Source organism: Parafilimonas sp., assembly GCF_047606085.1.
In the GTDB taxonomy this organism is placed as follows: Bacteria; Bacteroidota; Bacteroidia; order Chitinophagales; family Chitinophagaceae; genus Parafilimonas.
The window spans coordinates 1-13,944 of record NZ_JASGEX010000050.1 but is presented as its reverse complement, the minus strand read 5'-3'; the positions used below and the strand labels follow the sequence as shown (position 1 = coordinate 13,944).

The 13,944-nt window shown below is 46.0% G+C and carries 11 protein-coding genes; 5 read left to right on the top strand and 6 right to left on the bottom strand.

What is annotated here, in order from left to right; genetic code table 11:
* From QM629_RS04140 to QM629_RS04120, 5 genes are all read left to right on the top strand, one after another.
* A partial coding sequence (locus QM629_RS04140) for a beta-ketoacyl synthase N-terminal-like domain-containing protein (RefSeq protein WP_415157483.1) occupies positions 1–719 on the top strand: 719 nt, incomplete at its 5' end.
* 14 nt (positions 720–733) lie between these two features.
* Positions 734–1,795, top strand: coding sequence for a beta-ketoacyl synthase chain length factor (locus tag QM629_RS04135; protein WP_415157481.1), 1,062 nt, complete (start codon positions 734–736; stop codon positions 1,793–1,795).
* Between the two features lie 104 nt (positions 1,796–1,899).
* A complete protein-coding gene (locus tag QM629_RS04130; RefSeq protein ID WP_415157479.1) occupies positions 1,900–2,562 on the top strand; it encodes a polysaccharide deacetylase family protein in 663 nt (220 codons plus the stop codon).
* Positions 2,555–3,187 (top strand): outer membrane lipoprotein carrier protein LolA, encoded by a 633-nt coding sequence (locus tag QM629_RS04125; RefSeq protein WP_415157477.1) that lies wholly within the window; start codon positions 2,555–2,557, stop codon positions 3,185–3,187. Before QM629_RS04130 ends, QM629_RS04125 begins: the two co-directional genes overlap by 8 nt.
* Positions 3,168–3,803, top strand: coding sequence for a hypothetical protein (locus QM629_RS04120; RefSeq protein ID WP_415157475.1), 636 nt, complete (start codon positions 3,168–3,170; stop codon positions 3,801–3,803). Before QM629_RS04125 ends, QM629_RS04120 begins: the two co-directional genes overlap by 20 nt.
* Positions 3,804–3,908: 105 nt before the next feature.
* Here the strand turns inward: QM629_RS04120 and QM629_RS04115 are convergent, their stop codons facing one another.
* The 6 genes from QM629_RS04115 to QM629_RS04090 all read right to left on the bottom strand — a co-directional run.
* Complete coding sequence (locus tag QM629_RS04115; protein ID WP_415157473.1) at positions 3,909–5,837, bottom strand: sialate O-acetylesterase; 1,929 nt, start codon at positions 5,835–5,837, stop codon at positions 3,909–3,911.
* 390 nt (positions 5,838–6,227) lie between these two features.
* Positions 6,228–7,526, bottom strand: a complete 1,299-nt coding sequence (locus tag QM629_RS04110) for an IPT/TIG domain-containing protein (protein WP_415157471.1) — start codon at positions 7,524–7,526, stop codon at positions 6,228–6,230.
* A gap of 22 nt (positions 7,527–7,548) precedes the next feature.
* The gene (locus QM629_RS04105; RefSeq protein WP_415157469.1) at positions 7,549–8,694 is read right to left on the bottom strand and encodes a glycan-binding surface protein; all 1,146 of its coding nucleotides are present in this window, start codon (positions 8,692–8,694) and stop codon (positions 7,549–7,551) included.
* Positions 8,695–8,747: 53 nt separating this feature from the next.
* Positions 8,748–10,442 (bottom strand): RagB/SusD family nutrient uptake outer membrane protein, encoded by a 1,695-nt coding sequence (locus tag QM629_RS04100; RefSeq protein WP_415157467.1) that lies wholly within the window; start codon positions 10,440–10,442, stop codon positions 8,748–8,750.
* A 12-nt stretch (positions 10,443–10,454) separates the two neighbouring features.
* Positions 10,455–13,652, bottom strand: a complete 3,198-nt coding sequence (locus QM629_RS04095; protein ID WP_415157465.1) for a SusC/RagA family TonB-linked outer membrane protein — start codon at positions 13,650–13,652, stop codon at positions 10,455–10,457.
* A 41-nt stretch (positions 13,653–13,693) separates the two neighbouring features.
* The coding region (locus QM629_RS04090) for a hypothetical protein (RefSeq protein WP_415157463.1) at positions 13,694–13,944 on the bottom strand (251 nt) is incomplete at its 5' end.

The following is a 13,944-nucleotide window of genomic DNA, read 5'->3' as shown; positions in this document are numbered from 1 at the left end:
CATCATCGGCTAATGCTGTTTTTTTTGGTGCAAGGCTTATAAAAAACAATATGCTTGATGTGGTGGTTTCCGGTGGCACAGATGCGCTAACAAAATTTACGCTTAATGGTTTCAACAGCTTAATGATACTGGATAATGAGCCCTGCAAACCCTTTGATGAAGACCGCAAAGGCCTTAACCTCGGTGAAGGCGCAGGCTATATTGTAATGCTTTCTGAAAAGGCGATCCATGCATTGAATGTGCAACCCGTTTGCACATTGAGTGGTTATTGCAATGCCAACGATGCCTATCATCAAACGGCTTCTTCGCCGGCAGGCACCGGGTCGTTTCTGGCGATGAAAGGTGCTTTGCGGCAAAGCGGTTTACAGCCATCAGATATTGATTACATTAACCTGCACGGCACCGGAACAAAGAATAATGATGTATCAGAAGGAACAGCGATTAAAGAAATTTTCCATCCGCATTATCCGAAAATGAGCTCCACCAAGTCATTTACCGGCCATACACTGGGCGCCAGCGGCGGTATTGAAGCGGTGTTTTCCATGCTGGCTATACAACATGGTTTTATTTATCCCAACCTGCGCTTCACAACGCAAATGAAAGAGCTGCCTTTTACACCGGAAACATCATTTTCAAAAGGCGCATCGGTGAAGCATGTTTTATCCAACTCATTTGGATTTGGCGGCAATTGCTCATCACTTATTTTTTCAAAACCCTAAGCGTTTATATTGAGATGGAAGAAACAAATATTTATATAAACGCTGTTGCAGGCATATCGCCACAGGAAACCTTTTATGAACCTGCATTTTTTCAACCAATAGCAAAACCATCCGGCAACCGCTTTATTTGTATAGAACCTGATTATGATGAACTGATTGACGCCAAACTCATCAGGCGCATGAGCCGCATTATAAAAATGGGAACCGCGGCGGCATTAAAATGTTTGCAACAGGCACAGGCTGAAATGCCCGGCGGCATTGTTGTTGGCACCGCTTATGGATGCCTGCAGGATACGGAGATTTTTCTGAAACGTATCATTGATTATAAGGAAGAGCTGCTTACGCCTACCGCATTCATTCAATCAACGCATAATACGGTTGGCGCTCAAATAGCTTTATTGCTGCAATGTCATAACTACAACAATACATTTGTGCAAAGCGGGCATTCTTTTGAAAGCGCTTTATTGGATGGTTTGCTGCTGCTGAAAGAGCATGAAATGAATAATGTGCTGGCAGGCGCTGCAGATGAAATTACCAGCACAAGCCATGCAATACTCGAAAGGTTTGGCTTGTATAAAAGAACGGAAGATGATGATTTTTACAGCTATAAAAGTAAAGGCGCTATTGCAGGAGAAGGCGCTTTCTTTTTTCTTTTAAGCAATGAACGCAGTGAAAAAAATATAGCAAAGCTTGAAGGCGTTGAGATGTTTTGTGATGTTTTGGAGGATGAAGTTGCAAACAGGATAGAACAATTTCTCGCTAAGCATAATTTATCTGTAAACGATATTGATTTAATTATCGCCGGCAGGAACGGCGATAAAAAAAATGATGTAGTTTATGATATGCTTGATGCAAATACTTTTTCCGGTAAACAAGCCCTCAGCTATAAACATCTTTGCGGTGAATATCCAACTTCAACCGCCTTTGCTTTATGGCTGGCTTTGGAGCTTGTGGGGGGCGGGGCGGCATCTCCGTTTTTATGTAATCAAACAATTAACAGCGATGTAAAAAAGATTTTAATTTATAATCATTATCTTAACGCTTATCATTCTTTACTGCTGGTAAATGCATGCTGAACTTCAGGAATACAAATATTGTTTTTGGATTGTTATTTATCGCTTGTATCTGGCTATGCATTAATGATAGTTTCACGCATTGGAGCATTGCAATATTATTTTTATTGTACTCACTGGTTCTTTTTTACGGATGCTATTTCATTAGTTCCAAGTTCTTTATACAAACCGTTTGCAGAGCCAATACCGATAAAAAAGAAATTGCTTTAAGTTTTGATGATGGCCCAGCCCAAAACTATACGCCACAAGTGTTGCAGGTATTGAAAACGTATAACGTGCAGGCTGCTTTTTTTTGCATCGGCAAACATATCGAGGCAAACAAGGATTTATTAAAGCAGGTATATGATGAAGGCCATATCATCGGCAATCATAGTTACACGCATGATACATGGTTCGATCTTTTTTCTTCAGCCAAAATGAGCGCCGAGCTCGCAGCCACTGACAACATCATAAAAAATATTACAGGCCGGAAGCCGGTATTCTTCAGGCCGCCGTATGGCGTTATCAATCCCAATGTAAAAAAGGCCATCATCAATGGCAATTATATACCGCTTGGCTGGAGCATGCGTTCGTATGATACCATGATCAGGGATGAAAAAAAACTATTAAAACGTATAACACGTTCAGTAAAGCCCGGTGATATTTTTTTATTTCATGATACCTGCAAGATAACTCTGAACATTTTGCCAATATTTATACAAGGCCTGCGGCAAAAAGGTTTCCGTATTGTGAGATTGGATAAATTGCTTCAGATAAATGCGTATGAATAGATTATTTTTTGCCGGGCTTTTACTATTGTTATGCAGCGCTGCAAAGGCACAGCCGGCAGGGTATGTGCGCGTGAAAGATATAGCAACATTTAAAAACCAGTTTGCAGCCGCTTCCCAAAAGATCAGTTCCATCAAAGCTGATTTTGAGCAGGAGAAAAATCTTTCCATGCTCTCTGATAAAATAATCTCAAAAGGTAAATTCTGGTTTAAAAAGGAGAATAAAGTGCGTATGGAATATGCGCAGCCTTTTCAATATTTAATGATCCTGAACAACAATAACATTTATATAAAAGATGGCCAGAAGGAAAATAAAATATCCGCCGGTTCCAATAAGCTTTTTCAGCAGGTAAATAAGATCGTGGTGGATTGTGTTCGCGGCACGGCTTTTTCCAACACAGATTTTAAAGTAAATGTTTTTGAAAGCAAAACAGCTTACTTAATTGAGCTTGTACCTGCTGTGAAAAACCTGCAGCAGATTTTTAAAACCATCAATGTTATAACTGATAAAAATGATTATTCCGTTAATACAATTGTGTTGAATGAAGCTTCAGGTGATAACACTACCATACATTTCATCACCAAAGAAATAAACACCAATTTGCCTGATGCGTTATTTGCTCATTAGTTTGTTGATTGTATTTAGCGCGTGCTCATCTTCTTACAAACATCTGCAAAGAACAACAGGTGATGTACATTGCCTTGATAAATTCAAGCCCGATTTTTCCAATGCTTTATATTATACGCAGGTGAATGTTATTGGCAAACATTTAAGTGGTTTGTTGCTGATAAAGTTAATGCCCGACAGCAGTGAGCGCATGGTGTTTTCCAACGAAGCCGGGTTTAAGTTTTTTGATTTTGGCTTTGCAGCCGAAGGCGGCTTTACGGTGTATTATATTATTGATGCGATGAATAAGAAAGCGGTTATTACAACGCTTAGAAAAGATTTTGAAATTGTAATGATGCAGCCGTACAGCATGCAGAATGGTTTCCTGAAAAAAGATATTGATTCCGCATATAACTATTATACTTTCCCGCAGGAGAAAGGTTTTAATTACTATATAACGGATGCGGGCTGTAATAACCTTATCCGCCTGGAAAGGGCATCAAAAAGAAAAGCGGTTGTAAAAATCCGGATGCTTGATTATAAGAACGGCTTACTGGACTCTATTGGCATCACGCACACCAATTTTAATTTTAATATCGGTTTAAAGCGATTGGAAAAGATTGATGGCAGTAACTAAGCCCGACCGGCCCGCGATAGCGGCCTGACCGAAGGATAAGAGAAGCAGGAATAAAGACTGGCTCAGTCTTTTAATCTAATATCTGATATCCACATCCCAGAATTATCACTTCAAATCTTCAGAAGTAAATGATGATGCAGGGAGTCCTTTACCATTAAACAAAGTTCCTTGCGCATAAGAATAATAAGCATACCGTACGCCGGTTGGTTTTGCAACAGCATCACTTGATACAATCACTTTATCGCCTTCAATCGCCGCTGTTGCGGGCTTCCATGATCCGTCCGTATCCTGCAGTTCAAAATCTTTTAATGGTTTGTTGTTCGATGTCAGCCCGCCATCAGCATTAGTAAATGAAACAATAACTTTATTTCCCTTCACTTCAAATCCTTTGTACAAAGGGCCGGAATAAACAATGCTTTTATCACCGTATGTTTTATTCAATGCCCATAACGATAAACGCTTGCCAACATCCTGCTTATCCTCCGGGTGAATATTATCTGTCTGGCCAATATCCATCGTAACGGCCATGCCGGTATTAGGCAATGTGCTTAACGTCCTTCGCTGCGCATCCCTTAAAGCTGCCGCCTGTGTACTGTCGCCGCCATATTTATACGGAGCGATCTGCACAAAATAGAAAGGAAAATCAGGCGCATTAAAAAGCCTGCGCCAGTCGCTTATCATTAACGGGAATAGTTTGCTGTATTGCTTTGCCCTGCCCACATTCGATTCGCCCTGGTACCAGACAGCGCCCTTAATAGCAAAGGGCACAAGCGGTGCAATCATGCCGTTATATAAAACAGAAGGCTGGTTGGGATTGGAGCCCGTTGCCACGGGTGGCTTAACGGCAGCTACCTTATACAGCCAGTCGCCCGACAGATTGATGGTGTCATGCCCGCCTTCAGCATACAATCTCAACTGTTCCGGCCTGCCATAAATGCCGCCGTTGCCTGCATTATCAATTACTTTAACGGCCAGCACATTCCTGCCTGTTTTAACGAGGTTTGCGGGAATGGAGTAATTACGGTCCTTTGCCCATGAACCATCCTGCATCGTGCTGTCCACAACACTGCCGTTTAAGAAAGTTACATCGTTATCATCCACCGGCCCGAGGTCTACGTTTAATGTTTTGCCCTGCCAGGCAGCCGGTATATCAATGGCGCGTTTAAACCACACAATGCCATCTATATCCAGACCTTTGCTCTCCCAAAGCGCAGGCAGTTGCATAGTATGCCAGCTTGTATCGGTGGCATCGCCTGCATAAGCATTATTGTTTTCAGCAAGCGCTTTCTTCCAGGCAATGGCATTCACACTGTCTTTGAATAATATTTCTTTAAGATTTGTTGCCATCTGGCCAACGGCATCCAGGCCTTTATTAAAATCGCCCATGGTTCTTAAGGAAGCTTCACTCGTCCAGGCTTCGGCAATGGTGCCGCCCCAGCTTGTATGTATTAATCCAATGGGCACATGCAGATGATTGTATAACGCACGCCCAAAAAAATATGCCGTAGCGCTGAAGGTGGCGGCAGATGCAGGTGAGCAGGAAGACCAGGCGCCTTTTACATCCTGCTGCGGTGTAAAAGCAATATTTTTTTCCACCGTGAAGAATCGTATGGAAGGATAATTTGCGCCGGCAATTTCTGTGGCTGCATTATGAATGGGCGCCCCGGCCCAGCCCTGTACCGGCATCTCCATGTTTGACTGGCCCGAGCATATCCATACTTCACCGATCAATACGCCGTGCAATATTGTTGTTTCATTTGCTTTAATGGTTACATCGTAAGGGCCGCCTGCTTTTGGCGTAGGTAATTTTACCATCCATTTGCCGGTGTTATCTGCAATGGCCTGTACGTTTTTGCCAGACCAGCTTCCGCTCACTTCTACTTTCTCACCAGCTTTAGCCCATCCCCAAACCGGCGCATTGGTATCTTGCTGTAATACCATGCTGTCGCTGAAAAATGCAGGTAATTTTAACTGGGCAGATACGTTTAAAACAGGTACGGCAGCAATGAGTGTAAATACAAAAAAAAATTTCATGATGGAATGATTCGTTAAGCGGCAGCAATACCCTGCCTTGCAAAATGCGTTGCTAAATTATAACCTGAAGTCAAGATAAAGAAATTAACCCGGGCTTAAAAGCAGAGGGTATATTTCAAATTTTCGCAGGTGGGTGGTGACATCCACCTGTAAAACCCGCCTCCGGTCGGTGTCTCACCGACCGGAGTGCCGCGTATGAAGCGAAAATTTGAAATGCCCAAGCAGATAGGCACCGCGCCGCATATTCTCACCGGCATTGGGCAGGGCGCATAACCATAAACATCGTGAAGGGCGGGCGCGCTGTGAAGCCTTCGGGCTTCCGACCAGGCATTTTCGACGTAGCGGTAACAGCAACAGGCTTTTTATAAGGTTGCGGCCTTGTTCATTGCCTCATCTTAAGCCAATATAGTCAACATATATAGTTCCCGCCCAGCCCTGCGCCTGGAAGATAAAATCATTAATTTCAGTAAGGCCGCCCAGGTCGGAAACCGGTAATACCACATCCTGCCATTCGCCTTCTGTAATGGTAAGCACATACTGCGGCGCGCTCCAGGTCTGGTTAAATATAACGTTTATTTTCTGGCCGCCTGTGCCTGCTGTGCCGTAAATAGAAAATACAACCGAAGTATAGCCCGTGGTGGAAATACTGCTGCCGCCAAAACGCAATGCGTCCCAGGTGCCGTCATACGTTTTTTTGATGGCAGCGCTGCCCATGCGCACGTTTTCGGTGTTGGCAAAATCCACGGCGCCGCCCCAGCCCCAGTTGCTCCAGCCGTTTTCTATGGCATCATCATAAAACGCGTAAGACAGAGGGTCGAGGTCAGGCAAATCGCCAACAAGCAGCAGTGCATCTTCCGATTCTATGGCAACACCGGAATAAGATACAATGGTTACTGCGCCCTTGTTGGCTGTTTCGGGCACGGTTACTTCAATCTTGTCTTCGGTCTGGCTGGTAAATGCTGTAACAGTATCGGTAACGCCTTTAAATAAAACCCCTCGTACCAGGTCAAGGTCGGTGCCTGTTATAGTGAGTGTGCCGCCACGTTCAACAGGGTTTGGTGATAAAGCAGTTATGGCAGGCAGTGTAAGCACAAGTTCCGCATCCGATTCTGTTTCCAGTGGTTCTGTACCGCCACTGTTGAAAATAAGCCTGCCGGTTTTTGCCTGCAAAGGCACGGTAAGCACAATCTTGTCAAAGCTCTGGCTTACAAACTGGCTGTCGGTTACCCACACATCATCTGCAAAAACAATGGAGGTAACCCAGTTGAGGTAAGTGCCGGTTATGGTTATTTCATCACCGGGCTTTGCAGATGAAGGCATAGAACTGATAACAGGCGTTATTTCCATATCAAAAACGGTTTTGGAAACAATATCGCCGTCAGGCGTTTTCAGCGTTACATACCCTTTCTCTGTTGAGGTGGGCACGATAAGATAGATTTCTGTTTTGGATTGAGAAACAAAATCGCTGCCGGCCACGCTGGCGCCGGTAAAATCAATTTCCGTAACCTTATCAAGATTGATCCCGAAGAAACGAATGGTATCGCCGGGCTGCGAACCTGAGGGGCCAAAACTGAGCAGTTGTGTTTCGCCTGAAGTTGTATCCGCCGTATCTTTTTTGCAGGCGTACATAAGTGTGCAGGCCACAAGGCCCAGCAGCAAAAGCAGGCGCACGTTATATATTTTCTTCATTGTATTTTGAGTTAAGTATTGGTTATTGGTTAACTTTTGGCACTATCCTGAAATTATCAAAGCATATATCGCAATCCAGTTCGGCTGCGCCCTGCATCAGTATCCTGCACCAGTAACCATCAGGGTTTATCACCGGTTTTGTGGTATAGCTTGCCACCATGTCTTCCCAGGGAATGACCACGGTTTTCCATTCGCCTTCAGAATCGTAAGGCGGGGCCCACTGGTAGTTGTCATTATCCCCGGCATTAAGCGCCGCATTTATCCTGAGCGTGCTTCCATCATAAGGCTTGATCGTGTTTATCTCAAATTTGAAATAATAATCTTCAGGATGAAGTATAGCATCATCAGGAATGTTTTTGCATTGAATGGGCATGGAAGAAGCCGGGCCGCCGGCAATTTCGTTCCAGCTCCAGGAGCTCATTTGCATGGTAACGCGGATGTAGTTGCCATTAATTTTTGGCGGGTCGGTTGATGCAGGCTCATATACCACATACGATGAATTCCACCAGCCTTCATACGGATCGCTGCTGATGAAGATATTGCGGGTATCATCAAACCAGAAATCAGATTCGGTTGAGCCAAAGTTCGTAGTAACCGTAACAGGGCCCGGCTGCACCCCTGAAGGAACGGTTACCGTAATGATGTCATTGTCATCCGAAATTTCAGTAACCTCACCCACGGCGCCGCCTGTAAAACTTACCGTTACAGGTGCATAGAAATAAGTGCCATGAATAACCAGCGAACTGCCTTCAGGCACATATTCGCAATCGGCGCTGGAAACAACAGGTTTGCCTATATCTACTGTAAAATCATACAGCAGCGAATCGCCGTTTTTAAAGATCAGCTTTATTTTATTGGTTATCTCCATTGGAATTTGCGAAGGCACGGATACGAGTATGGAAGTGTTGGTAATAAAAGTAGGCGTAAGCGTTGCCTTCTGGTCGTTAAACCATACCTGTACGGTTGCGCCCAGGTTTTCGCCCATGATGGCGATTAGCTGGCCCTGGCCTGCCGACACCAGCAGAGAGTCAGACGATGCGGGACTGGTTATTCTTACGTAATGAATGACGGGCGTGCCGCCCCCGTCGTCTTTTTTGCAGGAAGCAAATATGCCTGCCGCAACGATTGCCGCTATGGCTGTCAGCAGAATTTTATTCAGAGATTTCATTTTTAATCAATTTTTTAAAAGATTTTTTTACCATAACTATAATCAACGCCCGTTTATGGATAATCTACCGGGTCTTTCAGAAGATTGGGCGCCTTGCTCAGTTCCGTATTCGGGATGGGCAGGTAGAAATTGCCGCTGCTCACGCTGGCGTACCTTTCTGTAAACCACGAGGTTTTAACAAATGTCCATTCTGAAGGATCGGGCATCACATCCGGTGAAACGAGGAACAATCCCCTGTCCTGCGCACTAAGCATGCTGTATGCTTTTTCAGGGTCCCAATACTGAAGGCTTATCATATCATACCAGGCCATGCTTTCCATGGCAAACTCTTTAAACCGTTCGGAATACACTTCATCCAGTGTAAGCGGTCCCTGTCCGCCGGTACCGCTTACCTCATAAGCTGGCAGCCCTGCACGGGTATGCACGGCATTAAAGTATTCAATGGCTGTGGCGTCGGTGGTAGAGCCTTCGTTGCCAATTGCAGCTTCGGCATACACCAGGTACATTTCTGCCAGGCGCATCATGTAGGTATCCTGCGGGTAATTCTGGGTGGCGGCCAGGCCCGTAAGGTTAGAAGTGCCCACCAGGTATTTCTTAACATTGGCGGCATTATAATCTGTTCCGGAAGATGCAGGCGCAATGTATGCAGTGCCGGTAGAAGTAGATAAAATTTCATCATACTCAAATCCGGGCAGGAGGAAAGTGGCTTTGAGCCGCTGATCTAAAGTCCTTCCTTTTAAAGAACCATCGGACTGTAATGAAAAACCATCATACTGGGCAAGCAGCCACCAGGTAGCGCTGTAGCCGCCGCCCCAGTTGTTCAGCGCCAGGTCGGTATTGGGTGAAATCTGGTCTATTACACTATTGCCCAGCCCGTAAGTGCCGGTACCGCCTGTAAACACCCACTCCAGTTCAAACAGGGATTCGTTGTTATTATCGTAAGGATATATGAACAGGTCATCGTAATCAGACAAAAGGCTTTTGCCACTTTGTGTAATCACCTCCTGTGCGTAATATTTGGCGCTGTCGAGGAATTGCTGGTTTCTCACACCGCCGCTGCTTTCCACGCCGGCACGGGTAAGGTAAAACCTTGCCAGCATGCCTTCGGCAGACCATTTGGTGAGCCTGCCTTCCATGGTGGATGAGGCGGGCAGGTCTTCTGCTGCAGCCCTCATTTCGCGGGTAATGAAACGCCATACACTCGATATAGTATTGCGGGTAATGGAAGTATCATACAGGTCTTCGAAATTGTTTTCTATAATGGGTACCGGCCCCCAGTTCATAACGAGGTAGCGGTATGCCAGCGCCCGCATAAACCGCGCTTCTGCAATAGCCTGCTTCTTTACGGATTCTGTAACATCGGCCCCGCCATATCTTTCTATATTATACAGGAACAGGTTGGATTGCGCAATTACCGTGAAAAAAGCATTCCATGCAGCCGTTACCTGCCCGTTATCGCCGGTGGTGGTAAACAGCACCTGGGCTCTGAAATCCCCACTCCAGGGGTAAAAAAGCGTACCGCCCCGTATATCGCCTAAGGCAAAGCTGGCTTTATCGTTATAGCTGAACCATACCTTGCTGTACAGCAGGCTGGTGGCTGCCAAAACCTGGTCGTCTGTCTTATAAAAATTGGCATCCGTGATGGCGCTTAAGGGTGGTTTTTCAAGAAAATCTTTTTTGCAGCCGGCTATTGCCACAACGGCAAGCAAGGCGACTGTTAAGCATTTTGGCGTATATATCATTTTCATAAAAAATCATGTTTAGAAGTTTACACTAACATTCACGGCATACATGGGCGAAAGCGGGTAACGGCCATAATCAAGGCCTATTGCCTGGTTGGAAGAGCTGGCGCCGGAGCCTGTATAGGCGCCTACTTCCGGGTCGTAGCCCTTGTATTTGGTTATGGTAAGCAGGTTTTGAATGGATGCGCCCACCTTCAGCCCCCTTATAAATTTAATATAGCCGAGATACCTGGAGGGCAGGCTGTATGACAGGGAAATATTCTTTAAGCGCACATACGAACCGCTTTCCACAAACCGGGTGGAAACCACGCTCTGGTTATTATCGGCGGCCACGCCGGTGGCGGTAATGCGCGGGATAGTGGCGCCCGGGTTTTCCAGGGAAGGGTCTGCCGCATCGCCCGTAAGCTTTGCCGAGTTGAACATTTCTGTAAAGAAGTTGCGGCTCACATACACATTATTCGGGTTAAGGCCTAACTGCCTGATGGCGTTATATACATCATTACCATAAACGCCGGTGATCAATATGCTCAGCTCAAAATCCTTATAAGAAAAACTGTTGGTAAACCCGCCGCTTAGCTTAGGCCAGGGATTGCCGATATGGGTTTGGTCATCGGCCGTAATCACACCATCGCCGTTCACATCTTTATATTTTACATCGCCTACCCAAATACCATCGCTTGAATTGGCAGTGGGCCTGCGGTCGCCATTGCCATCCACCGGAACCGGGCTGTCGTCAATTTCTTTAACTGACTGAAAAAGGCCTTCCGCAATATATCCCCTGAACAGCCAGGGCTGATCGCCGATGGCGGCGCGTTGTACCCAGGGAAAAGTATAGCCGAAAATCCAGTCTGAGGCGCGGTCAATAAAGGCATTATCTGAGTTTAAAGCCGTAACTACCGTTTTAAAATGAGACAGGTTGAGGTTAGACTCCCATTTGAAATCTTTTTTCTGGATAATAACGGCATTAAAAGTAAGGTTCCATCCGGTTGTTTTAAGTGAGCCTGTATTTACCAGCGGCGCAGAAACGGCGCCTATGGCATCGTTAATGCCCATATACTGCGGCAGGCTTGCCTGCATAATAAGGTTGTCGGTTTTTTTCACGTAATAATCGGCTTCTGCGGTAAGCCTGTCCTTCCATAGCCCAAGGTTAAAGCCTATGTTATTGGTATTGGTTTCCTCCCATTGCAGATCAGGATTGGTAAAAGTAGAAGGCAGGAAACCGGTGCCCCAGATAGTGGCGCCCGACGCCATGGCGGCATAGATGCCTGAACCTGTGCCCTGGTTGCCCGTTAAGCCGGTTTCAAGGCGCAGTTTTAAATCGCTGATAAGATCAGAATGAAAGAATTTTTCCTGGCTCACCCGCCAGGCCGCAGATACGGAAGGAAAATTTCCCCATCTTTTATCCTGGCCAAAAAAAGGAGAACCATCCCGCCTGTAGGTTGCCGTTAAAATATAGCGGTTATCGTAGTTATAACTAAGCCTTCCCAGGTAAGATTCCATTGACCAGGGATACGTGCCGCCGCTGTTTGTGGCAGTAAGCGGGTCGCCTGCATCAAGGTCAAAAACATCGTTGGTTAAAAACCCGGTGCGGGTAGCCGTTACATTTTTCCACTGGGATTCCTGGGCTTCATGGCTTACCATTAAGCCCACGCTGTGCTTTCCAAACTGCCTGTTGTATTCCGCCAGCTCGTTCCAGTTCCAGTACCAGCTTGAATTGGTGCCCTGAACCAGGGAATTGATGGTTTGCTTATGCCATTCATCTATCTCATAAGTGGGCGTATAATACATAGAAAGCCCGTTGCCCATGCTTGTGTTAAACGAAGTTCTTACGGTAAGCCCTTTTACAGGCGAAACGGCCACGTTCAGGCCACCCATAAACTGCCTTTTCATATTCTTATTCGTGATAAGGCTGGCAATAGCTATGGGATTTACCGGCGCATATTGGCCGGCGCCATTCACCTCATCGCTGCCGCCCCAGGTGCCGTCCAGGTTTTTAACCGGTATTTGCGGAGTTAAGCGCAGGGCATTGGCGATGAGCGGGTCTGATGCGCTGTAATTGGTGGCCGTTAAAACCTCGTTGGTCTGGTTAAAGCTAAGATTGGCGCCCAGCGTAAGCCATTGTCGGGGCTTATTATCCAGGTTAAGGCGAAAGCCATACCGGTTAAAACCTGAGCCTTGGGCCACACCATCCTGGTCCAGGTATTCGCCCGACATATAATAGGTGGTATTACCGCTGCCGCCGCTTACACTCAGCTGGTGCTTATTCATGCCGGCATTCCTGAACAATTCTTTTTGCCAGTCGGTGCCCTTGCCTAAAATAGATGGGTCTAAAAAGTTTTCCGGTATGTTTTGGGGCGTGCCCATAGCATACTGGTAGTCGTTCACCATTTGTGCATACTGGCGCAGGTTCATTACATCCAAACTTTTGGGCGGGGTTTGCAGGTTGTACTGGTAAGCGTAATTCACCTTGAAATCGCCGGCTTTGCCGTGTTTGGTGGTGATTAGTATTACGCCATTGGTGCCGCGGGAGCCGTAAATGGCCGTAGCAGAAGGGCCCTGCAATATCTGCATATCCTCAATATCCGCGGGGTTTAAGCCGGCCAAAGGGTTAGAAGAGCTTTGATCGCCATACGACACATCTTCCGCCGCCTGTATCTGCACTCCGTCAATTACATAAAGCGGCTGCGTGCGGTTTAAAGAGCCTATGCCACGAATATTTACCGATAGCCCGCCACCCGGCTGACCGGAGTTCTGCGTAACATATACGCCTGCAGCACGGCCCTGCAGGGCTTGTTCAAGCGTGGTGTTTACTGTTTTTTCCATGGCCGCTGCTGATACAGATGTTTGGGCTGTGGTGAGATTGGCTTTCCGCGCTGTGCCATAACCTACCACCACCACATCGCCAAGCTGCGCGCCGGCAGGTTTAAGCACAATAGTAAAAGCTGCCTTGCTGCCAAACGGCACTTCCAAAGCTGCCATGCCTATATAGCTTACTGCTAAAGCCTTTACATGCTCCGGCAGCCGCAGCGAGAATTCGCCTTTAAGGTTAGTAAGTGTAATTTCCTTTGAATCTTTTGCGGAAACGGTTGCGCCGGCCAAAGGATTACCGATGCTGTCTGTTACGATGCCTGTAATTGTTCTGGTTTGCGCTATTGAAGTATGGAAAAGGGCAAGCAGAAAAAAACAGGTTAGTCCTGGTTTTATCAATTTCATCATACGGCAAGTTGTTTTAACAAATATATCACAATAAGCAATTATCAAGGCGATGCTTTTTTACCTGGGCAGGGCAGACGCATTAAAATTCTTATGAAGAGCCATCGGCTCGATTCAATTTTGTAAAGCCGTGCTTTAGCACGGTTATAGATGAATTTAGATAGAGGCGAGTGCCAGCGGCACAGCCTGCCCCGACTATTCGGGGATGCATAATGTAACGAGCCGATGGCTCTCAACAACATTTTGGTGGTTTCAAACGGGTTGAAACCCGTTTTTACAATATTTTTTCGAGGCT

Excerpts from the sequence above, each read along its gene's own strand:
- QM629_RS04110 (WP_415157471.1), bottom strand. The coding sequence starts at position 7,526 with ATGAAGAAAATATATAACGTGCGCCTGCTTTTGCTGCTGGGCCTTGTG.
- QM629_RS04100 (WP_415157467.1), bottom strand. The coding sequence starts at position 10,442 with ATGAAAATGATATATACGCCAAAATGCTTAACAGTCGCCTTGCTTGCC.
- QM629_RS04135 (WP_415157481.1), top strand. The coding sequence starts at position 734 with ATGGAAGAAACAAATATTTATATAAACGCTGTTGCAGGCATATCGCCA.
- QM629_RS04125 (WP_415157477.1), top strand. The coding sequence starts at position 2,555 with ATGAATAGATTATTTTTTGCCGGGCTTTTACTATTGTTATGCAGCGCT.
- QM629_RS04105 (WP_415157469.1), bottom strand. The coding sequence starts at position 8,694 with ATGAAATCTCTGAATAAAATTCTGCTGACAGCCATAGCGGCAATCGTT.
- QM629_RS04120 (WP_415157475.1), top strand. The coding sequence starts at position 3,168 with ATGCGTTATTTGCTCATTAGTTTGTTGATTGTATTTAGCGCGTGCTCA.
- QM629_RS04115 (WP_415157473.1), bottom strand. The coding sequence starts at position 5,837 with ATGAAATTTTTTTTTGTATTTACACTCATTGCTGCCGTACCTGTTTTA.
- QM629_RS04095 (WP_415157465.1), bottom strand. The coding sequence starts at position 13,652 with ATGATGAAATTGATAAAACCAGGACTAACCTGTTTTTTTCTGCTTGCC.